The sequence below is a fragment of the Belliella alkalica genome, from assembly GCF_022549785.1.
In the GTDB taxonomy this organism is placed as follows: domain Bacteria; phylum Bacteroidota; class Bacteroidia; order Cytophagales; family Cyclobacteriaceae; genus Belliella; species Belliella alkalica.
This window is the reverse complement of record NZ_JAKZGO010000017.1, coordinates 1-26,397: the sequence shown is the minus strand read 5'-3', so window position 1 is coordinate 26,397 and position 26,397 is coordinate 1. Positions and strand designations below refer to the sequence as shown.

Annotated in this window: 19 protein-coding genes and 1 rRNA gene; 16 read left to right on the top strand and 4 right to left on the bottom strand. The window is 37.1% G+C overall.

Annotated elements, in window-relative coordinates; all coding sequences use genetic code 11:
- Nucleotides 1-104: 104 nt before the first annotated feature.
- The 4 genes from MM213_RS16575 (at nt 105) to MM213_RS16560 (ending at nt 8,809) form a co-directional block, all read left to right on the top strand.
- A complete protein-coding gene (locus MM213_RS16575) occupies nt 105-1,178 on the top strand; it encodes an efflux RND transporter periplasmic adaptor subunit (protein WP_241414018.1) in 1,074 nt (357 codons plus the stop codon).
- Nucleotides 1,179-1,183: 5 nt separating this feature from the next.
- Nucleotides 1,184-4,234 (top strand): efflux RND transporter permease subunit, encoded by a 3,051-nt coding sequence (locus MM213_RS16570; protein WP_241414017.1) that lies wholly within the window; start codon nt 1,184-1,186, stop codon nt 4,232-4,234.
- Nucleotides 4,235-4,240: 6 nt separating this feature from the next.
- Complete coding sequence (locus tag MM213_RS16565) at nt 4,241-7,366, top strand: efflux RND transporter permease subunit (RefSeq protein WP_241414016.1); 3,126 nt, start codon at nt 4,241-4,243, stop codon at nt 7,364-7,366.
- Between the two features lie 258 nt (nt 7,367-7,624).
- Nucleotides 7,625-8,809: a hypothetical protein gene (locus MM213_RS16560; RefSeq protein WP_241414015.1), complete on the top strand. Its 1,185-nt coding sequence runs from the start codon at nt 7,625-7,627 to the stop codon at nt 8,807-8,809.
- A gap of 106 nt (nt 8,810-8,915) precedes the next feature.
- Here MM213_RS16560 and MM213_RS16555 read toward each other — a convergent pair whose 3' ends face one another.
- Nucleotides 8,916-9,551: a hypothetical protein gene (locus MM213_RS16555; protein WP_241414014.1), complete on the bottom strand. Its 636-nt coding sequence runs from the start codon at nt 9,549-9,551 to the stop codon at nt 8,916-8,918.
- Nucleotides 9,552-9,863: 312 nt separating this feature from the next.
- On the opposite strand from MM213_RS16555, the gene MM213_RS16550 reads away from it, so the two are divergent.
- From MM213_RS16550 to MM213_RS16540, 3 genes are all read left to right on the top strand, one after another.
- The gene (locus MM213_RS16550) at nt 9,864-10,103 is read left to right on the top strand and encodes a hypothetical protein (protein ID WP_241414013.1); all 240 of its coding nucleotides are present in this window, start codon (nt 9,864-9,866) and stop codon (nt 10,101-10,103) included.
- A gap of 64 nt (nt 10,104-10,167) precedes the next feature.
- Nucleotides 10,168-11,316: a 6-bladed beta-propeller gene (locus MM213_RS16545; RefSeq protein ID WP_241414012.1), complete on the top strand. Its 1,149-nt coding sequence runs from the start codon at nt 10,168-10,170 to the stop codon at nt 11,314-11,316.
- A gap of 2 nt (nt 11,317-11,318) precedes the next feature.
- Nucleotides 11,319-12,467 (top strand): peptidase associated/transthyretin-like domain-containing protein, encoded by a 1,149-nt coding sequence (locus MM213_RS16540; protein ID WP_241414011.1) that lies wholly within the window; start codon nt 11,319-11,321, stop codon nt 12,465-12,467.
- On the opposite strand, the gene MM213_RS16535 is transcribed toward MM213_RS16540, so the two are convergent.
- Both MM213_RS16535 and MM213_RS16530 read right to left on the bottom strand, forming a co-directional pair.
- Nucleotides 12,461-13,072, bottom strand: coding sequence for a Uma2 family endonuclease (locus MM213_RS16535; protein ID WP_241414010.1), 612 nt, complete (start codon nt 13,070-13,072; stop codon nt 12,461-12,463). The genes MM213_RS16540 and MM213_RS16535 overlap by 7 nt on opposite strands.
- 368 nt (nt 13,073-13,440) lie before the next feature.
- Nucleotides 13,441-15,447: an alpha-ketoacid dehydrogenase subunit alpha/beta gene (locus tag MM213_RS16530; RefSeq protein ID WP_241414009.1), complete on the bottom strand. Its 2,007-nt coding sequence runs from the start codon at nt 15,445-15,447 to the stop codon at nt 13,441-13,443.
- 103 nt (nt 15,448-15,550) lie between these two features.
- On the opposite strand from MM213_RS16530, the gene MM213_RS16525 reads away from it, so the two are divergent.
- The 5 genes from MM213_RS16525 (at nt 15,551) to MM213_RS16505 (ending at nt 21,382) form a co-directional block, all read left to right on the top strand.
- Nucleotides 15,551-16,108, top strand: a complete 558-nt coding sequence (locus MM213_RS16525) for a helix-turn-helix domain-containing protein (protein WP_241414008.1) — start codon at nt 15,551-15,553, stop codon at nt 16,106-16,108.
- A 546-nt stretch (nt 16,109-16,654) separates the two neighbouring features.
- Nucleotides 16,655-17,971, top strand: coding sequence for a 30S ribosomal protein S12 methylthiotransferase RimO (rimO, locus tag MM213_RS16520; protein ID WP_241414007.1), 1,317 nt, complete (start codon nt 16,655-16,657; stop codon nt 17,969-17,971).
- A gap of 87 nt (nt 17,972-18,058) precedes the next feature.
- Nucleotides 18,059-18,928, top strand: a complete 870-nt coding sequence (locus tag MM213_RS16515) for a glycerophosphodiester phosphodiesterase family protein (RefSeq protein ID WP_241414006.1) — start codon at nt 18,059-18,061, stop codon at nt 18,926-18,928.
- Between the two features lie 129 nt (nt 18,929-19,057).
- On the top strand, nt 19,058-20,224 hold the full coding sequence (locus MM213_RS16510) for a hypothetical protein (protein WP_241414005.1): 1,167 nt from the start codon (nt 19,058-19,060) through the stop codon (nt 20,222-20,224).
- A gap of 162 nt (nt 20,225-20,386) precedes the next feature.
- Nucleotides 20,387-21,382 carry an adenosine kinase gene (locus tag MM213_RS16505; protein WP_241414004.1) on the top strand — a complete coding sequence of 332 codons (996 nt, stop codon included), beginning with the start codon at nt 20,387-20,389 and terminating at the stop codon, nt 21,380-21,382.
- Nucleotides 21,383-21,576: 194 nt separating this feature from the next.
- On the opposite strand, the gene MM213_RS16500 is transcribed toward MM213_RS16505, so the two are convergent.
- On the bottom strand, nt 21,577-22,710 hold the full coding sequence (locus tag MM213_RS16500) for a DEAD/DEAH box helicase (RefSeq protein ID WP_241414003.1): 1,134 nt from the start codon (nt 22,708-22,710) through the stop codon (nt 21,577-21,579).
- A 349-nt stretch (nt 22,711-23,059) separates the two neighbouring features.
- Between MM213_RS16500 and MM213_RS16495 the strand changes: the two genes are divergently transcribed.
- From MM213_RS16495 to MM213_RS16480, 4 genes are all read left to right on the top strand, one after another.
- A complete protein-coding gene (locus MM213_RS16495; protein WP_241414002.1) occupies nt 23,060-24,406 on the top strand; it encodes a Gfo/Idh/MocA family protein in 1,347 nt (448 codons plus the stop codon).
- A 94-nt stretch (nt 24,407-24,500) separates the two neighbouring features.
- Nucleotides 24,501-25,253, top strand: a complete 753-nt coding sequence (locus MM213_RS16490; protein ID WP_241414001.1) for a 3-keto-disaccharide hydrolase — start codon at nt 24,501-24,503, stop codon at nt 25,251-25,253.
- Entirely contained in the window at nt 25,250-25,855 is a 606-nt protein-coding gene (locus tag MM213_RS16485; RefSeq protein WP_241414000.1) for a 3-keto-disaccharide hydrolase, read from the top strand. Before MM213_RS16490 ends, MM213_RS16485 begins: the two co-directional genes overlap by 4 nt.
- Nucleotides 25,856-26,322: 467 nt before the next feature.
- A 16S ribosomal RNA gene (locus MM213_RS16480) occupies nt 26,323-26,397 on the top strand; the annotation flags it as partial.

The window sequence follows — 26,397 nt, the reverse complement described above, 5'->3', positions numbered from 1 at the left end:
AGACTTATACTTCATCACATTTTTTCATTTTTTAACATAATGCTGTTTTGATCTTATTTAATAAATTAGTTTATTGTTGGCTAAATAGATCATTCCTGATATATATGAAGCAATTTAGACTGTTTTTTATCGTGGCTGTGCTTTTGGTCACAACTTTATCCTGTGAAGAGGAGAAAAAAGAAAGCCAAGAAATCCCATCAGAATCCTTTAGAGGTGAAGTCGCTGCGACTCCTGTTAGGGTTGCAAAAGCTGAAAAGAGAACTTTTGATTACCTTATCAATGCTACTGGTAAAATTGATGCCATGGATCAGGTGAAGATCGTGACGCAACGCCAAGGAATCCTTAGTGAACTCAATGTAAAGGAAGGGGATTTTGTGGAAAAAGGTACTGTCTTGGCAAGGTTGGATGATTCTGAAGCAAGATTTAGACTTGAAAAAGCCAAAATTGCCTTGAAAAATTCCCAAGTTACCTATGACTCAGATATTTTGAGTTTTGGAACTATTATGGAATCTGAAGACACAGAAAGAAAAACAAGTCTAGTCGATCAATTGAAATCAAAAAGCGGTCTGTTATCAGCTGAAATAGACTTGAAGGAAGCTGAACTTGAAATTGAAAAATCAACTATCAAAGCTCCGATATCGGGTCGTGTTGCTGATTTGAAAATCAAAAAAGGTAGTCTTGTTTCCAATGGTGAGGATTTTATGGAAATAATCAACACCAACACATTGGAATTGAAAGTGAAGGTTTTGGAATCTGATATCAACTTGATTTCCATTGGCCAAAAAGCGGAAGTTTACCCAGTTAGTAGTTCCAATATCGAAGTTACTGGTACAGTCAGAAGTATCAATCCCAAAGTTGATGAAAATGGATTGGTTCAAGTTAGTCTTTTGGTGAGTGGGTCAAAAGGGTTGTTGCCAGGAATGAATGCAAGAGCAATTATCAGAGCGCCTCAAACGAACAGTATCGTTATTCCAAAACAAGCTTTGGTTTACAGATCAAGTAGGGCTGTGGTATTTACTATAGAAAATAATGAATCAAAGTGGAACTATGTTGAAGTAGGCAAAGACAATGGAAAAGAAGTAGAAATTCTTTCAGGAATCGAAGCTGACAACACTGTGATTACTACCAATAATCTTCAGCTCGCACATCAGGCACCCATCCAAATTGTTAAAGATTAATCGCTATGGTTAGATTTTTATTAGCGAGGCCTATTGCGGTTTTGATGACTTTTTTGGCATTGATGGTATTCAGTATCATTGTTTTTAGGACATTGCCTATTTCACTTCTTCCGCCAATAGATGTACCTCAGATAGTCATCAAGGTCAATTATCCCAATGCTTCACCAGAAGCAATAGAGCAAAATGTTCTGGCAAGGATTCGAGATGAATTGATGACGCTCAATGGCCTCGAAGATATGGATAGCAAATCCGGCAGTGAGGTTGGTACAATCAGGCTGACATTTGATTACGGTACCAAGATGGAGCTGGCTTACATAGATGTCAATGAAAAAATAGATAGAATCACCAATTCACTTCCCTCAGACTTGGATCGACCCCAAGTAATTCGAATCAATACTAATGATATTCCAGTTGCTCGAGTTCAGGTAATCCCAAAGGAAGGAATTGATTATACTGAAGTAAGTTTGCTTGCAGAAAATGTTTTGAAAAAAAGACTGGAGCAACTGCAAGGGGTTTCCTTGGTAGATATCAATGGAAAAAAGGAAAGGAGTATCACCGTTACACCAGATAAACCTGCGCTAAGGGCTTTGGGGATGACTGAGGAGAATGTTATCCGAGCGATTCGCTACGGTAATGAAGAGTTGCCAGGGATCAGCGTGGAAGATGGGCAATTTAGATATTATTTGAGACTGGCTACAAGGGTAGATACTCCTGATGATATTATGCGTCTTCCGGTGACCAATGATGCTGGTCTTACCGTGGATTTAGGCCGAGTAGCAAAAGTACAGTATGAAAACAAAGATGTGTTGGGCTATCATTATTTTGGTACAGAAGAAGGTTTGGTGATTACAGTTCACAAACAGGCTTCTGCTAAAATGAACGAAATGATGCCTTTGATCTATGAATCTTTGGAGTATTTCAAAAATGATTATCCTCAAGTGGATTTTGACCTTACTCAAGATCAATCCACCTTGCTCAATGCAGGTATCAGCAATCTCCAAACTTCACTTTTGTTTGGTGGTCTTTTCGCTTTTGGAGTGTTGTTTATTTTTATGGGAAATTATAGAACACCCGTAATCATTGGAATCAGTTTGCCATCTTCTCTCATTATCAGTTTTCTGGTTTTTTACTTTTTCGATATTTCCATCAATGTCATTTCGCTCAGTGGATTGGCTTTGGGTTTAGGGATGTTGATAGATAACTCTATTATCGTACTGGACAATATCACAAGGAAGAGAAAAGAAGGGTTAGATATATTCGAAGCCTGTGTGCAGGGAGTAAATGAAGTAATGTCTGCTTTGATCAGTTCGGTTTTGACGACTTTGGCTGTATTTATTCCATTGATTTTCCTAAGCGGTATTTCAGGAGCTTTGTTTTATGATCAGGCAGTTTCTGTCGCGGCGATTTTGTTTGTATCTCTTTTGGTAGCATTTATTCTTTTACCGATGCTTTATCATTTCTTTTTCAGAAACAAATCTGCTGAAGAATTGGCAAAAGAAGATAGCAAGTTCTTCGGGGCGGTTTTGAGAGGTTATAAGAAACTTTATCAGATCATTTTTAGAAGACGTGGACTGAGCTTTATCATATTTTTGATTTTCATTCCTTTGGCTTTGCTGGTAAGTCAATTGCTAAATACAGAGGGACTTCCACCTATTGAGAAATTCGATGCCTTGGTCGAGATAGATTGGAATGAGCCGATAGGAGTGGAGCAGAATAGAGATAGACTTCTGAGTATACTCCAGTCATTGGATGGGGATTATTTGAAAGCGGAATCGGATGTTGGGGTGAGGCAGTTTTTGCTTTTTGATGGAGAAAACTCAATACAGCAAGCAAGTGTATATTTCTTGTTTGAAACACAAGAAAAAAAATCATCTGAAATGGAGCGGTTGAGAAATTTGCTTCTAGAGAATTTTCCTGATGCGAATTTGAGTATTATGGATGCTCCAAATGCTTTTGACCAGCTTTTTGCTTCCAATCTTCCATATTATGAAGTTAGATGGAAGGATTTGGGAACAAAGCGCCCTGTAGAAGAAGCTAAGATGGATGCGTGGTTGGTGGATTTTCCGACGGAAGATTTTGAGAGAGGCCCAGGTCTGCAAAAAGAAGCATCAGTGATATTTAAGTTGAATGGGGCGAAAATGGCTCTTTATGGAATAGAGTCTTCAGCGGTTCAAGAACAGGTTCAAAAACTTTTTGGGACTTTTTCTATCACTGAGATCAAGCGATTTGGTGAAATCACGCCGATCAGGATGAAGGGGGAGCGTTCGGATTTTGAACAAATCTTGAGGACAAGCAATATTATTGGCAAAGATGGAAATGAATATGCTTTGAATAATTTCATCAGTTTTGATTACGAAAATCACTACAAATATGTCACCGCTGACAAAGGAGGGATTTTTCAATCGGTATTGTTGAATGATAAAAATCCAACCCAATTGAACAGTGAGATCAATCTTTGGGGAGCTGAAAAAAACTTGGGAATTAGTTTCTTTGGCCAATATTTCAAAGACCGCGAGACCATTAGTCAATTGGTCAGTATTCTGATGATTGCTGTTTTGCTGCTATATTTTATTCTTTCAGCGCAGTTTGAGAGTTTTATTCAGCCTTTGATAGTGATTTTCACCCTACCTCTAGGGATAGGTGGAGCTTTTATCGTTTTGCTTTTGACAGGAACTTCCCTGAATGTCATGTCGGCAATTGGTTTGGTAGTAATGCTCGGGATTATGGTGAATGATGCCATCTTGAAAATAGATACAGTGAACAGGTTGAGAATCAGATATTCTGAAAATACAGATTTGGATGAAAAAACAATCTTGGATAGAGCGCTTTATGAAGCGGGAGAGATTAGGTTGAAGCCAATTTTGATGACTTCGATTACTACGATTTTGGCATTACTTCCGGTTGTTTTCAGCTCTGGCCTTGGCGCAGATCTTCAGAGGCCTTTGGTGTTTTCTGTAATCGGAGGTTTGACAATCGGAACATTTACAGCATTGTATTTTGTGCCTTTGGCTTACTGGTTTATTGGTGGGAAAATGAGTGTCAAGGAAAAGGTATAGACAAGTATGACTCCATTTAGAATTATCATATCATTTATTGTTTTGGCCATCATTGGCTTTGCCTTGGTTCCCAAGCTTTCTGTAGATCTCAATCCAAGAGAAAAGCAGCCTGTCCTTACAGTAAGCTATTCTGTACAGAGATCCTCACCTGAATTGGTCGAAAAGCTTGCTACTTCCCCACTTGAAGGAGCATTGTCCCAACTTGCAGAGCTAAAAAAGGTCAATTCGATATCAAACTACAATGTAGGCTCTATCACGCTTAGGTTTGATAAGGATACAGATATGGAGTTCAAGAAATTTGAGGTCGCTTCCATTATCCGTCAAGTTTATCCTTCTTTGGACCAAAATGTAAGCTATCCTTTGGTCACACAGAGTGAAGCTCGTAGATCGGATCAAAAGACTCCAATTCTTACCTACAGTGTCAATGGTCCGTTTGCTTCATTCGAAATCAAAAAAATCGCAGAGGATGTGCTCAAATCCTCACTCAATAGATTTGAAGAAATTGAAGAAGTAAACATAAGAGGAGCAAATGACCTTCAGCTATATGTTACTTATGATATCAAAAAGCTACAGGCTTTAAAACTTTCAAGATCAAGCATCAACTCAGCTATATCTTCTGCATTTGGTAGAAATTTCCCAGGTTCGCTGGTCAACAATAGAGGAGAGACACTTTTTATTCAGGTGGATAGGTCTTTATCTACCATTGATCAGATTGAAAACCTCCTTTTGACAACCAGAGATGGTAGTGAAATCTACCTCAAAGATGTAGCTCAGCTAACCCTCGAAGAAGCCGAAGCCAATAGCTATTACCGAATCAATGGAAACAACTCAGTTACACTTTCGGTCATCAATAGAGATGGAGTCAATAAAGTGCTTTTGGCACAAAACATCAAAAAAGCAATTGAAGATTCTAAACCACTTCTACCGGCAGGTTTTGAAGTCAGGTTGGAGAATGATGATACGGAATATTTAGAAAAGGAACTGAAAAAAATCTACAAACGATCAGGGCTTTCTATTCTGATTTTGATTGTCTTTATTTTTATCATCAATAGAAACCTTAAGTATCTTAGTATTCTTTTTTTGGGAATTGTTATCAATTTGAGTGTTACAGGGATTATCCTTTATTTTCTTAAAGTTGACATTCACCTTTACTCACTTGCGGGTTTGACGATTTCTTTTGGATTGATAGTGGACAATGCCATTATCATGATCGATCATTTGCATAAGCATAGAAACCGAAAAGTGTTTTTGGCTCTATTGGCTGCTTCCTTGACGACTATAGCTGCTTTGATGATTGTGTTTTTCCTTCCAGAAGAAGATAGGAAAAATCTCACAGAATTCTCCATTGTGGTTGCAACAATGTTGGGAGTTTCTCTTGTAGTAGCTTTGCTTTTTACACCTGCTATGTACGCAGTTTTGTTTGGCAATAAAGGGAAAAAAGGAAGGGCTTTGACTGTTGCCCAATTGAGAAAAAGAGTGAAAGCGTTTAGGGTTTATAGCAAAAGTATTGGTTTCACAGCCAAATATAGAAAGACCTTTGTTACATTATTGATCTTGCTTTTTGGGATTCCAGTGTTTTTTCTCCCAGCAAAATGGGAAGGACAAGAATGGTATAACAAAACAATTGGTTCTACATTGTATCAAGAAGATATCAGGCCTTATGTTGACAAGGCGCTTGGTGGCTCCTTGAGAATGTTTGTAAGAGGTGTCTATGAGAAATCAGCCTATCGAGAAGCTGAAAAAACCAGGCTTTATGTTTCCGCAAGATTGCCATTTGGTAACACACTTGATCAGATGGATTTTATTATGCGAGAGTTTGAGGTTTTCTTGAAAGGAGTGGAAGGGATAGATCAGTTCGTTACTTATGTACAATCTGGCCAATCTGCAAATATCACAATAACCTTCAAAGAAGCTTATGAAAAATCAGCACTTCCATATCAACTTAAAGGAAGGCTTTCAGTAAAATCTACCGATTGGTCAGGTGCTAGGTGGAACATCTATGGTGTGGGGCAAGGCTTCTACACAGGTGGAGGTGGAGAAGGAATACCATCTTTCAATGTCACCATGAAAGGATATAATTTTGATGAGCTTGAGAAGCAATCTGAAATACTTGCCGAAAAACTCCTCAAACATAAAAGAATCCAAGAAGTCAATACCAATGAAAGGTTGAACTATAACGAGTCGAAGACAGAAGAGTATGTTTTGAGACTGGATCAGTCAAGTCTTGCCTTAGGGGGGGTGAATCAATATCAACTAATCAACTCCCTCAATGATGTATCCAAACCTTCTGGACCTTCAGCTTATGTGGCTTTGGATGAGAAAAACTATGGTGTAGTAGTTAGAGAAAGCAACTCTAGTAGTTTTTCAAAGTTTGATTTGGAAGAAAATAGCTTGATTACAGGAGAAGATAATATTTTCAAAGTAAGTAATTTTGGTACGCTCAATAAGGAGTTCACTACGAATGCACTTAACAAAGAAGATAGGCAATACATCAGGTCTGTAGCTTTTGAATACATGGGGTCAAGAAAGTTTGGGGAAGAATATCTCGATGAGGTATTGGAGGAAATGAAGACTTCAATGCCAATTGGATATTCAGCAAGCAAACAAACTTGGTCTTGGGGGTATGGAAAAGCAAAAAGGCAATATGGATTGATGGGGATTTTGATCATTGGGGTGTTTTTTATTACTTCTGTTTTATTTGAAAATCTAAGGCAGCCGTTTTATATAATTGCAATAATTCCACTTTCTTTTATTGGGTTGTTTTTGATTTTCTCTCTTTTTGATTTCTATTACGATCAGGGAGGTTGGGCCGCATTTGTGATGCTTGGTGGTTTGGCAGTGAATGCAGCAATTTTCATAGTCAATGATTTGAACAACAGAAAATCAGGAAGCTCAGTCAACTACAACAGAAATGTAATCAAGTCAGCAGCAGGCAAAGCGATTCCTATCATGCTAACCATTTTATCGACTTGCTTTGGTTTGATTCCATTTGTTATTGAAGGCCAAAATGAAGTGTTTTGGTTTTCACTAGCCATTGGTACGATTGGAGGATTGGTCTTTAGTGTGGTGGGTGTTTTCCTTGGATTGCCTGTGTTTTTGTGGAGGAAGGTAAAAAAAGCAAAAGTTCAATAGTGAACTTTTCCCCATCAAAATAAGTGGTGATTAAAATCTTTAAATTTCTTTTTTCTTTGTCATATAAAGTCAATTTTTTGACACTAATGATTAGTTTAATTTTATTTTACAAGTCACAATTATATCAGTAAGATTTTCGTGAATCTTCAAATTGTTCTGCTTTAATAGACGATGTTTTGGTTTGACGGAGTAAAAGCGGGCCTTTGTTCTTACGAATGCCTTACTGATGTAGCTGTGAATTAATCATCCAAAGACAAAATGAAAAACCTTTACCATTTACTTGTTTTAATAATAGGATCTCTTTTTATAGCATGCTCTGGAGGTGAGCAGCATACTGAATCAAGTCCTTCAGATATTATTGAGTTGGAATTGATAGATTCTTTGATCGTAGATGAATTGTCGCCAATGACACTTCAGGATGTCAATCTGGAATCAGGAAAAACCTTAATGGTAGCAAAAAACAAAAATGTTTTTTTGACAGACTTAGGGGGAGAAATTTTAAATGAGTTTTCTCTCGCAAATGACGGTCCTGATGGAGTAGGAGGAAATGGGGCTTTTGGATATAAGTTTTTGGGAGGGGATAAGTTTGTGGCTCAAGGATTTTTTACTTCTTATTTTGTTTATGATTTTGAGGGGAAGCAAGTGAAAAAAGTCCCTTACAATACAGATCAACTATATAGAATGATGCTCTATCGAAATAGGACAACTTTTCATCCCTACATGGATGGTGACCAAATGATGATGATAGGCGAAGAACATAATTTTTTCTCTGACGAAGAGATGGATCCCAAAGTACTTGGAACAAAATTTTATGAAAAAATCAGTTCTACTTATAGGTACAATTTAGAAACTCAAGAAAATGAAATTCTGGAATCATTTCCTTCCACTTGGGAACCAAGAGCAAACAACAGATATGTGGGGTCAAAAATGGCATTCGTGGCATTGCATGATTCAAAAAAGTTTTTTGCCTTGTTACCTCTTCAGGGTTCACAAGTTTTTTTCTACGATTTGGGGAAGGAGGTCACACTCAAAGAAGAAGTCAAACTTCAACATCCAAATAGACCAGAACTTGCACCTTCAATTTCCCCTGACAGCAATGCAGATTACTCTGATTTTCCTTCCTTCAGCAATGTTCTTTACGCAGGGGATTATTGCCTTATACAATTTTTCTCTACTATTCCAACTGCAAAAGTAGCTGAACTTAAATCACTATCTGAGCAATACTTTACCACATCAGAATACAAAGAGGCATCAAAACAATATGTGAAACCATATTTTATATTAGTAAAAAATGGAAAGCAGGTTGGAATAATAAATGAACTTCCAGTCAATGGAACAGTGGAATTTTTGGACAAGAATGGGGTTATTTATATCAATGACAATATCAGTCCTAAAGTAGAACGTGACTATAATCTTTTTTACAAAGTAAAAATCAAAGAGTAAAAACCATAAAGCAAAAACGGCCTGGGAAATTATACCCCGGCCGTTTTTTATATATGTATAGTTGGTTTAGATTCATGTTATATTTTTCAAACTCTATGCCAAAACCTTAATCAAAATAGAAACTTACACCGATTGATGGTTGAATCATGTTAAAAGTGGATCTTTTTGGGCTATATTCAAAAGTGCCATTAACTTGCCCATCAGGATCTGGAGCATAGTTGACATCACCTTTTGTAAGATATTCAAGTCTTCCAGTGTTTTGATACATCAAGCGGAATTCAAGGTTTGCATTGATAGCACTTCCCAAAGGAATCATTACTCCACCACCTAGCTGACTCAACCTAGTCCAATTGCCCATATCTCGCTCTTGCTCAATAGGCTCGGACACTGCATCTTCACGAATCTTAAATCTTGTATATCCATACATTGCTCCCATTTGGGCTTCTACAAATGRAAAAACCTTGCCATATACTTGAGGRAAAAACCTAAATACTCCCGCCATACTTAGTGTATTATTGTTTCTTCTAAGTCGAAGTTCATCATTGAATCCTACATAAAGGTCATTTCTTTTTTCCAGCTGCGTCCCGTAAAGGCCATAACCTAAACTCACACCAATTTCAAAAGGTAAATTTGGAACTTGATAATTTGTGAAAAATGCCAATTCAGGTACAACCAACCTTCCTGACTCCTGATAAAAATCTTGGGTTGCAATTCCACTTTTAAATTGAATACCCCAAAGCATATCTTGGGATTTTAGTGGGAGTAAACAAAAAAAGAATGGTATAATTAAAAGGGATTTTTTCATAATTGACTTGGTGTTTGATTTGTTTAACGACTGAAAAAACACATTCGTTATAAAATTTTTAAGTAGCTGATAAATTGATTGTTAAATAAAATTTGAAGTAATTAAAAAAAAATTGGGGAATCATTTGTATTTTTAGTTTTGGGGGGAGTAAATTAAGAGTGCTAAACTTTTGATGTCGACAAAAGAATGTTTTTCAAGTTCATGCTTCGTCTTCCGAGTGGGAAGAAGCTTACTTTAAAGTTTATTAAAATGAAAAGTAAAATTTTATTTAGTTTACTTGTTGGAGCAATGGTGCTTTTGTGGAATCCATTAAGATCTTCAGCAGGAGGGTCTTGTGCAAATGCAAGATGTCATTCAGCTGGGATGGGTTATTGTTTGGAAGGTCATGCAATAAGTATAAGAAAATCATGCGACACTCTTAATTGTATTTTTGGTATACATAGTGAATGTGGGTCAGATGATACTGTATCTCCTGAAGAAGGGCTTTAATTACTAATTTATTTCTCAGATTATCACTTAAATTATTTTTGAGTGATAATTTTTCTTTTAAAACATGAAACATTTATTAAAAGTTTTAATGATCGGTTTTTTGATCAGCTGTTCTAAATCTAAAAAGGATTCGTTTTTATCAATATCATCACAACAAATAAGTAATAAAATTATTAGTGTTAATATTGATCGAATAGACTTAGAAAGTAACAGTTTGTTTGGAGTTGGGGATTCTTTTTTGCAAAATGGCAAAATATATTTTCTTGATAGGTTAAATGTTCAACTATTACAATTTGATGCAAATGGTAAATTTGAAAAAGCACATATAACCAGAGGAGAAGGACCATCAGAGATTCAGAGGTTTGAATCTTTTACTACTGATGGAGATTATAAATATTTTCTAAGTGGATATACGCTTTACGAATTTGATCAAAAAAATGAACTTACCAGTAGGACAGTTTTGGATTTCTACCACAGCAGTTCAATGAAAGAAATGGAATCCAATCCCCAACCCGACGATCCTGGAATTTATGAGGTGAAATATGTCAACAATGAAATATTCGTACGGGATGGGAAGTTTTACATCAAAATAGAAACTTCTAATCCAAAGTTGAATTTCTTGATGCATGATAAGTATTATCAGGAAACAGCCAACTATGGTGAGTTTGATTTGAAAACTGGCAGGATTTTAAGAATACTTGGGAAGAAGCCACCCATTTACCTCAATTACAAATACATTCCACATTTTGATTTCTATTATCATGACATTACTGATGAAGATATCTTCATCAGTTTTGAACCAGATTCTTTGATCTATATAGCTGATAAAGATTTTAATTTCAAAGAAGCTTTTGGAGTTAGTGGTAAAGGGATGCTGCAAGATTATATTCAAGTTAATGATTTGGGGGATTATGATACCTACTGGAGACCAAATCGAACTCAAAAGGGCTTTTACAGGCATGTCAAATATGTTCCAGAAGATGATTTACTGTTTAGAACTTATACACTGGGCGTAGCGGACAAGACGAGTTTCGATTATGGAGATAACCCACAGCGGATGCAGATTTACAAAGAAAAGGTCTTGATTGGAGATGTAGAAGTGCCAAATTATTTTAAGGTAATCGGTAAAATAGGTGAATACTATTATGCTGATGGATCTGGCGGAAATCCAGATAATGAGGAGATTGTTGTTTATAAATTTAAATTGGATTAAATGTGAAATACGTTTTTTCTCTGGTCTTATTGATGTTAATTACTTGGGAAGTTGATGCCCAAACTTACACCTTTGCTGTCAAGCGTGCGGCGGATGCTGAACCGGTGAGGTATGCACATATTCAAATCAGCAATTCACTTCAAGGAGTTGTTACAAATGAAAATGGGCTTGGTACCTTAACAATTCCTTCCAAATATTCGAATGATGAGGTCAAAGTGTCTTTTATGGGATATGATGTGAAGGTCTTGCAAATCAATAAACTCAAACCTGATCAGATTAATGAGGTCTTGCTAGAGGAATATGATATTGAATTGAGCGGGGTTTCCGTTGTGGATATTGGGATCAGTCCATCTGATTTCTATCTCAAGACCATAGACATGGTGGATAAAACTTTCTACACCAAAAGTTATACGGGATTAGCAAGTTATTCTGAAAAGGTAGTTGAAGATGGTGAAGCGACTTTTAATTATGAGGTCGAAATTTTATATGATTCACAAGGTTTTAGAAAAGCTACTGGTAGGAATGAGTTTATCAATAATGATGATGCTTACTTGAGGAAATTCATCAAAATAGAAGGAGAACAAAAATATTCGCATAATTCTGTTGGAGATTTATTGAACTTTAATTTCCCTAATGGTAGACTTGGATATGTTCATGACACATATTTATATAGTTTCTTGATTAATAAAAATGGAATAGAAAAGCAGTTGCTTTACAAACCAGAGACAGAAAAAGTTTTAAATTGGATTTTTGAAGAGCTGCAAGAAATTGATGGAGAAAAATTCGTCAAGTTAGTTTTTAAAGGTAAAAATGGGCATATCAACTATTGGGTCAATATTGAAACTTATCAAATAAAAACAATTGAAAGAAAAATAATTAGAAACACGTCTGAATTTCAGCATCAGGTGCAAGGTTATGCAAAAGGAGACCTTGAATTAAGAATTGATTATTTTGTGGTAGATGATTTGTCTTATGTGAAGCAGGTCGAAATGGACGAATTGAAAAGAATTGGTATTTCTCCAGAACTAGGTACAAAAAGAGTTTCGGGAAAACTTGTCTTCCATGAACACACCAATGAAAAACCCGACAAGAAAACTAAGATCGAAATTGATTTTCTGGACACAATCGTAATGAAAAAGGAAAATCAATAATCCAAGCCCTCGAAAACCTGCTCCAAATCCAACACAAAACCTTTGATGGCCGTAGATTCTACTTTATGGCCAATGGTGTAAAGTTTGGAAGGGACATACTTTCCATCCATCAATGTATATGTGAATAGCGTTTTTTCAGAAGGATGAATAATCCAATATTCCTTGACACCACTTTCTTCATAGACCTCATATTTGTTGATCAACTCTTTTTGGTTGTTGCCCGGAGAGAGTATTTCTATAATCAAGTCTGGTGCACCTACACAACCCATTTCGTCCAGTTTTTCCAAATTGCAGATGACGCAGATGTCAGGTTGGACGACGGTATAAATGTCTTCATTCTTTTTTGACTCTACAGGAAGTCTTACATCGAATGGAGCCGTGAATACTTTAGATTTCTTTCCTTGAAGAAAATTAAAAAGCATATTTGAAACTGTTCCAGAAACTTCTTGATGAACCCTCCTAGGAGCAGCTGCTTGTTTGAATATTTTTCCCTTGATCAATTCCACCATTTCCTCCAAATCCCATGAAAGGTAATCGGCATACGAATATGATCCATATGCAGTGTAAGGTTCGTTCACGATGTTTTTTTCATCTTTCGCTTCCATAATGTTAATTTATTAAAAATAAGATAAATAAGGAAGAATCTTTTCAGGCGTTTGTTACTCTCTCGGCTTCTCGCAAAGCACAGCAAAGGAGCAAGGTTCGCAAAGTCTGTAACGTTCTGAAAATAGTATGCAATCTATTCATTGTTTTTTTGAGACATGTTTTTCTTGTGGGAATTCATGATTCGACATTTAAAATTCAATATTCTACAGTTTTTTAATTTTAAACTCCGAATCATGAATCTAGAATTCGCTTGGGACTTGATGGCAACCCCATTTATTACATTTTTGTCATATGTTTGCAAATTAGGGCTCTCTAGGAGCTCTCAAATCTGTCTAGCTTCTCGTCTCTCGCTTCTCGCTTCTCTCCATCAATAGCTCTTAAGCCTCAATAACTTTTCTTTAAACCGCTCTACCGGAAGAAAATTTTTCTCCAAGTTAGGAGCAAAAGGCACAGGAGTATCCAAGCTACCCTCCCGCATCACAGGTGCGTCCAGCAATTCAAAGCAATGTTCAGAGATCCATGCGCAGATTTCTCCACCTATGCCTCCTGTCAGACAATCTTCTTGTAAGAAAATTACTTTCCCTGTTTTTTCAACTGTCGCTTTGACTGCTTCTTTGTCCCAAGGAAGTAATGTCCTCAAATCCAAAATATCTGCTTCAATTCCCAATTCCTCTACTGCTGTTTTCGCCCAATGAACTCCCATCCCGTAGGTAATAATGGAAACTTCTTGGCCTTCTGATACAAGTTTGGCTTTTCCTACTTCTATGGTATAGTAGTCGTCAGGGATCTCAGCTGAAAGAGACCTATAAAGTGCCTTATGCTCAAAATACAAGTATGGGTTAGGGTCTTCCAAAGCTGCGTTCAGCAATCCTTTGGCGTCATATGGATTGGAAGGATAAATGATTTTCAAACCTGGTGTATGGAAAAACCAAGCTTCATTGGATTGGGAATGAAATGGGCCAGCAGCCACACCTGCGCCTGTTGGCATCCGGATGACTACATCTGCATTTTGCCCCCAGCGATAATGGATCTTTGCGAGGTTATTCACGATTTGATTGAATCCTACAGAGACAAAATCAGCAAACTGCATCTCTACCATGGCTTTGTAGCCTTTTATAGAAAGCCCAAGTCCAGCACCGATGATAGCACTTTCACAAAGTGGTGTGTTTCTTACCCTTTCAGCTCCAAACTTATTCTTGAAACCATCTGTGATTTTGAATGCACCGCCATATTCACCAATGTCCTGTCCCATCAAGACCAAGTTGGGGTATTTTTCCATAGACTGCCTCAGTCCATCAGAGATGGCATCAATAAACCTTTTCTCTGTCCTTTGATTGCTTGAAGGGATGATCTCCTTTTGCTTAAATGGGAAAAAGAGATCCTCTAACTCTTCTTCTGAATTTGGTTGAATAGCGCTCTCGGCAAAAGCTATATCAAGCCCTTTGTTGATTGCAGATTTGATTTCTGAAATCATTTTTTCATTTTTCTCAGGACTCAATACGCCCGATTCCAATAGAAATCTCTCGTAATTCTCCACGGGATCTTTGAGCGACCATGTTTCCATCAGTTCTTTGGGGACGTATTTGGTTCCCGAAGCTTCTTCATGCCCTCGCATCCTAAATGTGATGGCCTCTACCAACACTGGCCTTGGGTTTTTTCTAATGTCTTCTGCTAGATTTTTGATGCAATCATATACTTCCAACACATTGTTTCCATCTACCCTGACAGTTTCCATTCCATAGCCTGGCCCTTTTTCTGTAAAGTACCGAAAAGCAAACTGCTCCTCACTTGGTGTGCTCAATCCATAGCCATTGTGCTCCACCACAAAAATAACTGGTAACTTCCACACTGCTGCCACATTCAACCCTTCATGGAAATCGCCTTCCGAACTAGCACCATCTCCGGTAAAAACAAGTGTGACTTTTTTTTCTTTTGATAACTTGTGTGCCAATCCAATTCCGTCAGCGATTGCCAATTGCGGTCCCAAATGTGAGATCATCCCAACTATATGATGCTCTCTGCTTCCAAAATGGAAAGATCGATCACGTCCTTTTGTAAAGCCTGATTTCTTCCCCTGAAACTGCGCAAACAGCCTTTCAAGCGGAATCCCTCTTCCTGTAAAAATGCCTAAATTTCTGTGCATTGGAAGTATGAATTCATCGTTTTCAAGTGCATTTACTGCACCTATTGAAATTGCTTCTTGACCCCATCCACTAAACCATTTCGATATTTTTCCCTGTCTGAGTAAAATCAACATTTTCTCTTCAATTTTCCTTGGAAAAAGTAATGATCTGTAGAGATCAAGTAAGGTTTCATCATTATAGTTTTTCCGATCAAAAACTACAGGAGTACCTGCGAAAATTTCTCTATCCATAATGGGTCTATTTTAATGTCACAAAATAGAGTTTTCTATTCAATTTCCGAACGATTTGAGGCAAGATTCCTTCGCATCGGGAATCTTTCGTTAAATTAGCTAAATGGTAGAGCTTCAGATTAAAAATATGGTTTGCCCAAGATGCGTAATGGCTGTTGAAAACCTAATGGTTGATAAACACATTGCTTTTGAAAAGGTGGTTCTCGGGAAAGTGTTTTTTCAAGAAAAACCAAACAAAGATGAAATGCTTGTTTTTGAGGAGGGTTTGATTAAGATGGGTTTTGAAATCTTGCAGGATAAGGACGTCAAAAAGATAGAGAAAATAAAAACAAGTCTTCACCAATTACTGCAAAAAGAAGAAATTCCCTCAGGATTTAGTTTGTCAGAATACATCAAATCGATCTTGAATGAAGATTACAGTAAGTTGAGCCATCTTTTTAGCAGTATTGAAGGAGTTACAATTGAAAAATTCTTCATATCCCTTAAAATCGATAAAGTAAAAGAGAGTCTGTTTTATGAAGAAATTTCTTTGAGCGAAATTTCCTACAAATTAGATTATAGCTCAGTGCAACACCTTTCTTCTCAGTTCAAAAAGATCACTGGAATGACGCCATCAGAATACAAAAAAATGGTCAAGAAAAGCCCACAAGGATGGAAATAGAGGGCGGAATTGAAGATTTTAAAAGTTGAAAAGTAAGAAGATAAATATAGATTTGTAGGACTTGAAAATTGTTTTAAGTTTGAAAAAAGCCGCCTATACTTTTTCTGTGTTGAAAGATTTTTGCTGCTCTGATACTATTGGGATAGAATTTTTGTACAGGCTCTTTGTAAATCTTTTATGGCACTAAATTCATGAAAAAAGCAAAAGCGTCGATTCACATCGACGCTAAAAAGTAATGCAAGGAGTTGAAAAAATGTTCGTTTGCTGTACGAGTTCAAAAGTAGAAAGATTCTATTCATCCGAAGCAAACAAATCATTAAGGATGTTTTAAATAAAAGGCAATCCAATCTAAGATTGTTAATATTTTGGTAATACAGACTCTTGTGTGACCTTCTGATGCGGGTTTATATTTTCAAAATATGATTTCAATACTTTTTAGATATTTTTCAGGAAATTGAATGATTAAACATTTTTGAAGTCTCCAATTTATAGAAGAACCACAAGTTCCTTTAAATTCCTTACCTTTGCCCCCAAAGTAAGATATCAGTGAAAGCGAGAACATTAAAAAAAGATAAAGTCAATATCATCACCATGGGGTGTTCCAAAAATTTGGTTGACTCAGAGGTGCTTTTGACACAACTTAAAGGCAACGGCATCAATGCCAGCCATGAATCAAATAAGGACGATAACAATATAATTATCATCAATACCTGTGGGTTTATTGACAATGCAAAACAGGAGTCTATAGACACAATACTCCAGTATGTAGATGCAAAGGAGCAAGGTTTGGTGGATAAAGTTTATGTCACCGGTTGCCTTTCTCAGCGCTATAAGGATGATTTGGAAAAAGAAATACCTCAAGTGGATGCGTTTTTTGGGACTAGAGATTTGCCGGCTATTTTGAAAAAATTCAAAGCAGATTACAAGCATGAACTGGTAGGCGAGCGTTTATTGACTCATGCCTCCCATTATGCTTACATGAAAATTTCTGAAGGTTGTGATAGACCTTGTTCTTTTTGTGCGATTCCATTGATGCGTGGAGGTCATATCTCACGCTCTATTGAAGACTTGGTAAAAGAAGCTGAACACAAAGCTGCCAATGGAACCAAAGAATTGCTCTTGATTGCACAAGATTCAACCTATTATGGTCTTGATTTATACAAGAAAAGAAGATTGGCGGATTTGATGCGAGCCCTATCAGATGTAAATGGCATTGATTGGATCAGATTACATTATGCATATCCGACTGGTTTTCCAATGGATGTGATCGACGTCATGAAAGAAAGACCAAACATCTGCAACTATTTAGATATTCCATTGCAGCATGGGTCCACTTCAGTATTGAAAACAATGCGTAGGGGTACGACTAGGGAGAAGCAGGAAGAATTGATACATTCTATCAGGGATGTGATGCCAGATATCGCTATCAGGACTACTTTGATAGCAGGACACCCTGGTGAGGGAGAAGCAGAGTATCAGGAAATGGTTGACTTTGTTGAGAGGATGAAATTTGAGCGCTTGGGTGTTTTTGCATATTCTCACGAAGAAAATACACATGCTGGCTCGATGGAAGACATTATTCCACAAGAGGAAAAACAAGCCAGGGCAAATCACCTGATGGAAATTCAAGAGCAGATTTCTTATGACCTCAACCAAGAGAAAATCGGCAAAACCTTTAAAGTTTTGATTGATAAAAAGGAAGGTGGACACTTTGTGGGTAGGACAGAGTATGATTCTGTAGAAGTTGACAACGAAGTGCTTATTGACGCAGCCAAGCATTATTGTAGAGTTGGTGATTTTGTAGATGTCAAGATTACAGATGCTACAGAATTTGACTTGTATGGGGATGTCTTGAATTCCTAAAAAGATAAGATTAAGAAATCATCACAATTAATTCATATTGTGATGATTTTTTGTTTTCAGACATAGCGTAATTTGCAAACAAAAAACATGAAAAAATCACTCCTTTTTGCTTTAATTTTTATCCCCATGATCTCCAAAGCCCAGTTTTCTTACGACCTGCAAGGCCACAGAGGCTCAAGGGGATTGATGCCTGAGAATACTATTCCAGCTATGATCAAGGCTTTGGATTTGGGGGTTACTACACTTGAATTGGATTTGGCTGTGACAAAAGACGGGGAAATAATTGTGTCGCATGAACCTTATATGAATCCTTTGATTTGCTTTACCCCAGAAGGAAGTGAAATAAAAGATGGTGATAAAAGCCATAATATCTACCAGATGACTTTTGAGGAGGTGAAAAAATACGATTCTGGGACGAAATTTCATGCTGGTTTTCCTCAACAAGTGAAATTTCATGTCACTAAACCTAGACTCAAGGATCTTTTTGAAGTAGTAGAAAAATATGTGGCAGATCATAATCTGCCTTCACCTTATTATAATATTGAGATCAAAAGTAGCGTCGAAGGCGATGGTGCTTATCATCCTGCTCCAGCTGAGTTTTCAGATATGGTTTATAAATTGATCGATTCGAGTGTTTCTTGGGAGCGGGTGAATATCCAATCTTTCGATTTCAGGGTTTTGAAATACTACAACCAAACATATCCAGATGTAACATTGGCAATGTTGATAACAGATGCGACCAAATCTAAAGCGCAACTGGAGGAACTTGGATTTCAGCCTCAGATCTATTCCCCATATTTCGTGGCACTCAACCAAGAGACTGTCAAAGAATTGAAGGAGAAAGGTATGAAAATCATCCCATGGACAGTCAATACCACAGAGCAAATGCAAAAACTATTAGATATGGGTGTTGATGGAATAATTACAGATTTTCCAAATTTGGCTCCGAAGCAGTAGTAGTATTTGCTTATTATACAACAGGCCTTAGAATCATCCATAGTGATTTTGAGGCCTGACTCTTTTTAAATTACCTCGGACTTTAAGATTATATGCTTATTTTTGGCTTTTCTTAATCAAAAGTAAAGCATGAAGATTGTAGAAGTAAGCAGCCCTGCGCATCAAAAGGAGTTTATAGAAATGGCGGTTCAGTTGTACAAAAATGAACCCAACTGGATCCGGCCTTTGGACAAAGATATTGAGGGTCTATTTCATACCGATACCAACAAGCTTTTCAAACTTGGAGCAAAAGCAAGCAGATGGTTACTTTTGAATGATAAAGGAAAAACTATCGGAAGGGTAGCCGCTTTTGTAAATCCTAAATGGAAAGAAAAGCAGCCTACAGGAGGCATGGGTTTTTTTGAATGTATCAATGACCAAAAAGCAGCATTTTTGTTAATTGATACTGCCAAAAACTGGCTTGCTCAACAAGGAATGGAAGCCATGGATGGGCCAGTCAATTTTGGAGAAAGGGATAAGTGGTGGGGACTCTTAGTCCAAGGATTCTCTCCCCCTAATTACAATATGCCTTGGAACTTCTCTTACTATAAGGATTTTTTTGAAGCTTATGGTTTCAAGATTTACTTTAAGCAATTCACCTATATGCGTCCTGTACAAGGTGTAGGATTTGATAAGAAAATGATAGAAAGAGCCAATAAAATAATCGGTGATCCAGATTTTGAATTTAGGCATATTTCTGGAAAAGAACTTTCTGAAAAGGCTCCTGAATATTTCATGACAGTATATAATAAGGCGTGGGCCAGACATATGGGGAAAAGTCTGACATTACGTGAAACACAACTGATGTTTGGAAAGATGAAGCCGATCATGGATGGGAGGTTGATTTACTTTGGTTTTTATAAAAAAGAACCAGTTTCTTTCTTCATCAATATCCCAGAGATTAATCAACTCTTCAAATATGTCAATGGGAAAATGGACTTGATAGGGAAATTGAAGTTTGTTTGGAACAAGATTTTCAATCCCCCAAACAAAATGCTCGGTCTTGTATTTGGTGTTGTGCCAGATTTTCAGGGAAAAGGTGTGGAAAGTGCCATGATAATGGCTTACAATGAGAAATTCGCAAAACATGATTCTTTCCCGTATAAAACAATCGAAATGAATTGGATTGGGGATTTCAATCCAAAAATGATGCGCGTATGTGAGCAATTGAATGCTGAAATCTACAAGACGCATCATACCTACAGGTTTTTGTTTGATAGAGAAAAGCCATTCGAAAGACACCTGATTTTTGAGTAAACATACGAATGAGGATTCCTGAAATTCATAAAGCAAAAGAAATAGACAATCGACGAAATTAAATGCTATAATTTTAACACACTCACCTTTTGGTCAATAGTGGTAATAGGAGGAATAGCGAGCGTATTAAAATGAAAATAATAAAAAGTAAATAAATTGAGAATGAAGAAGTACGACGTAACAGGCATTGGAAATGCACTTGTAGATATTGAATTTAAAGTAAAAGACCAGTTTTTTATTGATAATCAAGTTGAAAAAGGCTTGATGACATTGGTAGATGAAGACCGTCAGAATAGTTTGATGCAGGTGATCAATACCGAAGAAGCAAAAAAACAATGTGGAGGATCTGCAGCCAATACAGTGATTGCAGTGAGTCAATTTGGTGGTAAATCATATTATTCCTGCAAAGTGGCAAATGATGAATTGGGGAAATTCTTTGTTGCAGATATGAAGGAAGCGGGTGTTGATAATAATTTGAATCCAGAAAAACTTGAAGAGGGAATTACAGGAAAATGTCTTGTGATGGTGACCGAAGATGCTGAACGTACTATGAATACGTTTTTAGGAATTACACAGACCTACTCTATAGCAGATGTTAACGAGTCAGCGATCAAAGATTCTAAATATCTCTACATAGAAGGGTATCTAGTGACTTCCGAAAACGGAAAGGCAGCTATGCGTCATGCTAAAAAAATAGCCGAGGAAAATGGTGTGAAAGTGGCAATGACTTTTTCTGACCCTGCGATGGTTAAGTATTTCAAGGAAGCATTTGATGATGTAATTGGCCATAGTGTAGATGTGCTATTTGCCAATGAGGAAGAGGCGATGCTATACACAGGGAAGGATAACCTCAAAGAAGCTCGTGAGGAATTGAAAAAGGTAGCTAAACATTTTGTGATTACGCAAGGGAAAAATGGCGCTATGATCTATGATGGGGATACTTTTATTGACATTGAGCCTTATGCTACTACAGCCGTTGATAGCAATGGAGCAGGTGATATGTTTGCGGGTGCATTTATGTATGGGATCACCAATGGACATTCTTATGCTTCAAGTGGAAAACTTGCATCTATGGCTAGTTCAAAAGTTGTCAGCCAATTTGGGCCAAGGTTGAAATGGCACGAAGCAAAAGATGTTTTATCCAAATTGAATCCTTAAACAAACAAAAATCCCTTCTGAATTAATTTCAGAAGGGATTTTTTATAAATGCGATTGATTCACTAAAATCATAAATCCTATCAGGTTTTATGATTTTCAATTAGTTGTTAGAATTAATCAAGTAAAACCTGGAAGGTTTTTTCTCAATATAAATCAACTGATTATTACAATATGTTGCGGATTTTAGCGGTTTACTAAAAATCAATATTTTCTGAGTCAATCAATTCCACCCACCTTTTCATTTTTTTCTGAATTACTTTAAAGTGATGTCTATCCTCCTCTGTGATAAGAGAAATAGCTTCTCCTTCTGATCCTGCCCGACCTGTACGGCCAATTCTGTGGATATAATCTTTTGGAGATCTAGGTAATTCGAAATTCACAACATATGGTAAAAATTTAATATCGATTCCTCTAGCGGCCAAATCAGTAGCAACAAGCACTCGGAGTGCGCCACTTTTGAATTGTTTCAAAGCTTCAGTTCTGCCCCCTTGACTTTTGTCTCCATGAAAAGCCATCGCCTGAATCCCATTCTTATTCAGTTTTGCCGTTAAGTTATCAGCCGCTCTTATCGAAGAGGTAAATACCAGGACCTGATTCCAGTTCCCGTCTAAAATCAAATGTCTTAAAAGAGGCCCCTTTTTTTCTTGACTGACAAGATATGCTGATTGTGCTATGAGATCTGGAGTAATTTCTTCAGATTTGATTTCGATTTTAATGGGATCCGTGAGCAGTTTGTCTATCAAAAGTGCCACAGAATCCTCCATTGTTGCGGAAAACAAGATATTTTGTCTTTTCTTTGGTAAGCGAGACAAAATCTCATCGACCTCCTCCTTGAAGCCCAAATTCAAAACTTTATCTGCCTCGTCCAATACTAGCGTATTTAGATCTGAGATTGATATAGCATTCTTTGAGAGTAGATCCAATAATCTACCAGGAGTAGCTACTAATATATCTGTGCCATTTAGCTTCATCATTTGAGGATTGATGGAAACACCCCCAAAGACTGCCATGCTTTTCACTTTTCTTGGTAAGTGTTCACTAAAGACCCGTATTACATCTTCTACTTGGGCAGCCAATTCTCTAGTTGGCACGATGATAAGAACAGGAATGCTTCTTCCTTTATTAATTTCTTTTTTTTGTATTGCTTCTAAAATAGGAAGGATGTAGGATGCTGTTTTCCCAGATCCGGTCTGAGCAATTCCAAGTACATCTCTTTTTTTAAGAATTGCTGGAATAGCTTCTACTTGGATTGGGTAGGGATTCTCGTAGTGTGCTTTGTCAATAGCCTCAAGGATACCTGGAGAAAAACCTAAGTCAGAAAATTTCATGTAATTTTATTGATTTAATGCAAATGTAGGTTTTATTTTTTTCTATCCTTTCTTAAATACTAGTTAGTAAATGGATTTGATTAGCTAGTTCCTAATTTTAGTTTTCTGATAATTTCATAATTGTCCATCGATCTAGCCTGAAAAATTAGTGACTCCAATCTATTTGAACCACAATTTTACTTTTTAACCCTAACTCAAGATCACGCAATTAGATTGTGATTTTAGATAAATCAATTTAATTGTGTAAAAATACCGTTTGTAATATTTTTATAAAATTAAGTGAACTTTATTAAAAAAATTACTTAACTTTTAATCGATATTTAACCAGTAATATGAAATTTTTGAATCCATGAAAAATAACCGTAGAAATTTTCTCAAAAAAATAGGGGTGACTGGTGTTGCGGCAGCAGTTACTCCTATGGTTTTTGCTGAAAGTACTCCATCAAAAATGATTTTGACTAGAAATCATTTTGATTTAAATGAAAAACCACTGTCCCTCGCTCTGATTGGAGCTGGAATTATGGGGGTTCAGGACATGCAGACAGCTTTAATGCACCCTAATGTCAAAGTAGTTGCTGTTTGCGATCTTTATCAAGGAAGGTTAGAAGATGCAAAAAATAGATGGGGAGAAGACTTGTTCTTGACAAAGGAGTACACAGAGATCTTGAAAAGAAATGACATTGATGCGGTGCTGATAGCCACACCTGATCATTGGCATAAGCAGATCAGTATAGATGCTTTGAATTCAGGTAAGCATGTCTATTGCGAAAAACCCATGGTACATTCTGTAGAAGAAGGTGAGGATGTTATCAAAGAATGGAAAAAGTCTGGTAAAGTGATGATGGTAGGGAGTCAAGGCGTTTCCTCTTTGGGAAATGAAAAAGCTAAGGAGCTTTTGGCTGCAGGAGCTATCGGGGATATTGTTTATGCTGAAGGTTTTTGGGCAAGGCATTCCCCTGAAGGCGCATGGCAATATAACATCCCAAAAGATGGAAATAAACAAACTGTAGATTGGGAAAAATTTATTTCAAATACAAATAAGAAACCATGGGATCCATTGAGATTTTTTAGGTGGAGAAATTACCTTGATTATGGTACGGGAATGTCTGGTGACCTATTCGTTCACCTTTTCTCTAGTCTGCATTTTATTACAGATTCATATGGCCCAGACAAGATTTCTGCCATGGGAGGATTGAGATATTGGGAAGATGGCAGGGAAGTGCCTGACGTCCTTTTGGGTATATTCAATTATCCAAAATCAGAAAAGCATCCTGGGTTCAATCTTTCTTTAAGGTGTAATTTTGTAGATGGTACAAGTGGAACTACATATCTTAGAATTGTGGGCACGAAGGGTTCAATGGATGTGAAATGGGAAGAAGTGGTTGTCAAACTCAATGGTGGAGCAGCTTTGGAAGAAGATCCTTTCTTGAAAGAGCAAGCACTTTTGAGAGGAGAAACAGACACAAGGGCTAAAATTCTCCCTCCTCGCGAAACTGTCTATGCCGCTGAGAAAAAATACAAAGGTGCACATTATGATCATTTTGGTAATTTTTTCCACGCCATTAGGACAGACGGGGAAGTGGCAGAAGACCCTGTTTTTGGTTTCAGGGCAGCAGCGCCAGCATTATTATGTAATGACAGTTACTTTCAAAACAAATTCATCAACTGGGATCCAGTAAACATGAAAATAGTATAGGCAGAAATTTCATCTCACAAAAGTTTTAAATCTAGAGTAAATAGTAAGTCTTGTGAGGTTTTATGTTACCACGAAAAAGAAAATTTATAATTATATGGAAAAGAAGTTAATCTATTTGGGTATAACTGCATTGCTGATGGCCTGTAGTTCCGAAAAAAAGACAGAAAGTTTAGAAGAGACACCCGTTGAGGTCAGAGAAGACAATACATTAACAGATGAAGAAAAAGCCGAAGGTTGGATGCTTTTGTTTGATGGTGAAAATGTAGATGGTTGGAGAGCTTACAATGGAGATAGTTTTCCAGAAGGGTGGACAGTAGAAGAAGGGGCTTTGAAAGGTCTTGGTCTTGGTGGAGATATAGGAGGTGATATCGTATTTGGAGCAGTTGAGTTTTCTGAGTTTGAATTGGAGTTTGATTGGAAAATTGGTGAAGGGGGTAACAGTGGTGTTTTTTATCATGTAGTGGAAGGGGAGCAATATAAAGCACCATATTATACAGCTCCAGAATATCAAGTTATCGATCAATTAGGTTTCCCTCAAAAGTTGGAATTGTGGCAATCAATTGGAGCTGATTATGCAATGTATGATCCGGATTTCGAAGGAGCAGTAAAGTCAGCAGGCGAATGGAATTCCTCCAAGATTGTATTTTCCGAAAAAGGTGCCAGTTATTGGTTGAATGGGAAGAAAACAGTTGAGTTCGTTCCTTATTCAGAAGATTGGAATCAAAGAAAGAATAGTGGTAAATGGGATGAATACCCCGATTATGCCATGTCTAAAACAGGCTTGATTGGCCTACAAGATCATGGTAGTGCAGTTTGGTTCAAGAACATTAAAATAAAGAGACTATGAAAACTTTAATTACAACTTGCTTCTTTTGTTGTTTGGTATTGGCTTTTTTGGGCTGCAAGTCAGATACTGAGATTTCCTTATTCAACGGCAAAGATTTAAATGGCTGGACTATTTATGGTACAGAGAAATGGTATGTTGAAGATGGGTTGCTAGTTTCTGAGAGTGGTCCTGACAAAGCTTATGGATACCTCGGGACCAACGAGAGTTACAAAAACTTCGAATTGAACCTTGAGTTCAAGCAAGAGGCAGATGGCAATTCTGGAGTTTTCATTAGGTCCACTGTGGAAGGAACTACCGTTTCTGGCTGGCAGGTGGAGGTCGCTCCTCCAAATCTGCATACAGGAGGTATTTATGAATCTTATGGAAGAGGGTGGTTGATAAAGCCTGAGGCAGAAAAGGAAAAGGCATTAAAATATGGAGACTGGAATAAAATGAAAATTGTAGTTAATGAAGGGAGGATCACCTCGTATTTAAATGGTGAAGAGATGGTAGATTTGGAAGATGAAAAAATTTCACAAGGAGAGGGGGGTATTTTACTTCAGATCCATGATGGTGGAGGTATCAAAGTATATTGGAGAAATATTGTTTTGAAACCTTTGTAAGCTTTTAAAGGGAGAGATTTGAAACCGCTCAAGTTAGAAATAGCTTGAGCGGTTTTTATTTCAAAACTTTTCTAATTGGTTTTCAGGTATTTTGGTAATGTTGTAAAAATACTTTGAGTATAGTAGTTGTAAAGTTGGGAAAAAGTTGCACTTTTGCAATCCCAAACGGGGGCAAGGTTGACACAGAAACACAGCGAGGGCAAAAAAGAATTAAATATTTTCAATCTTTTTTTTGCGGTTTTAAAAAACATTTCTACCTTTGCAAACCCAACTCGGAAGAGGGTTTGTGGAATAAGGCCTGAGAGGGTTTCAAGACACCGGAAAGTCGGTGTATAAGTTCATTGAAGTACTGTAAGACAAAGAGACAGAGACAAAGCCTTAGGGCTAGTTTCGCAATAATAGATAGAGAATATATATCCATTGGCGTCAGGAACAAAGAGATTATAAAGATCTCTACAAAAAACTTTACAATGGAGAGTTTGATCCTGGCTCAGGATGAACGCTAGCGGCAGGCCTAATACATGCAAGTCGAACGGGATTCG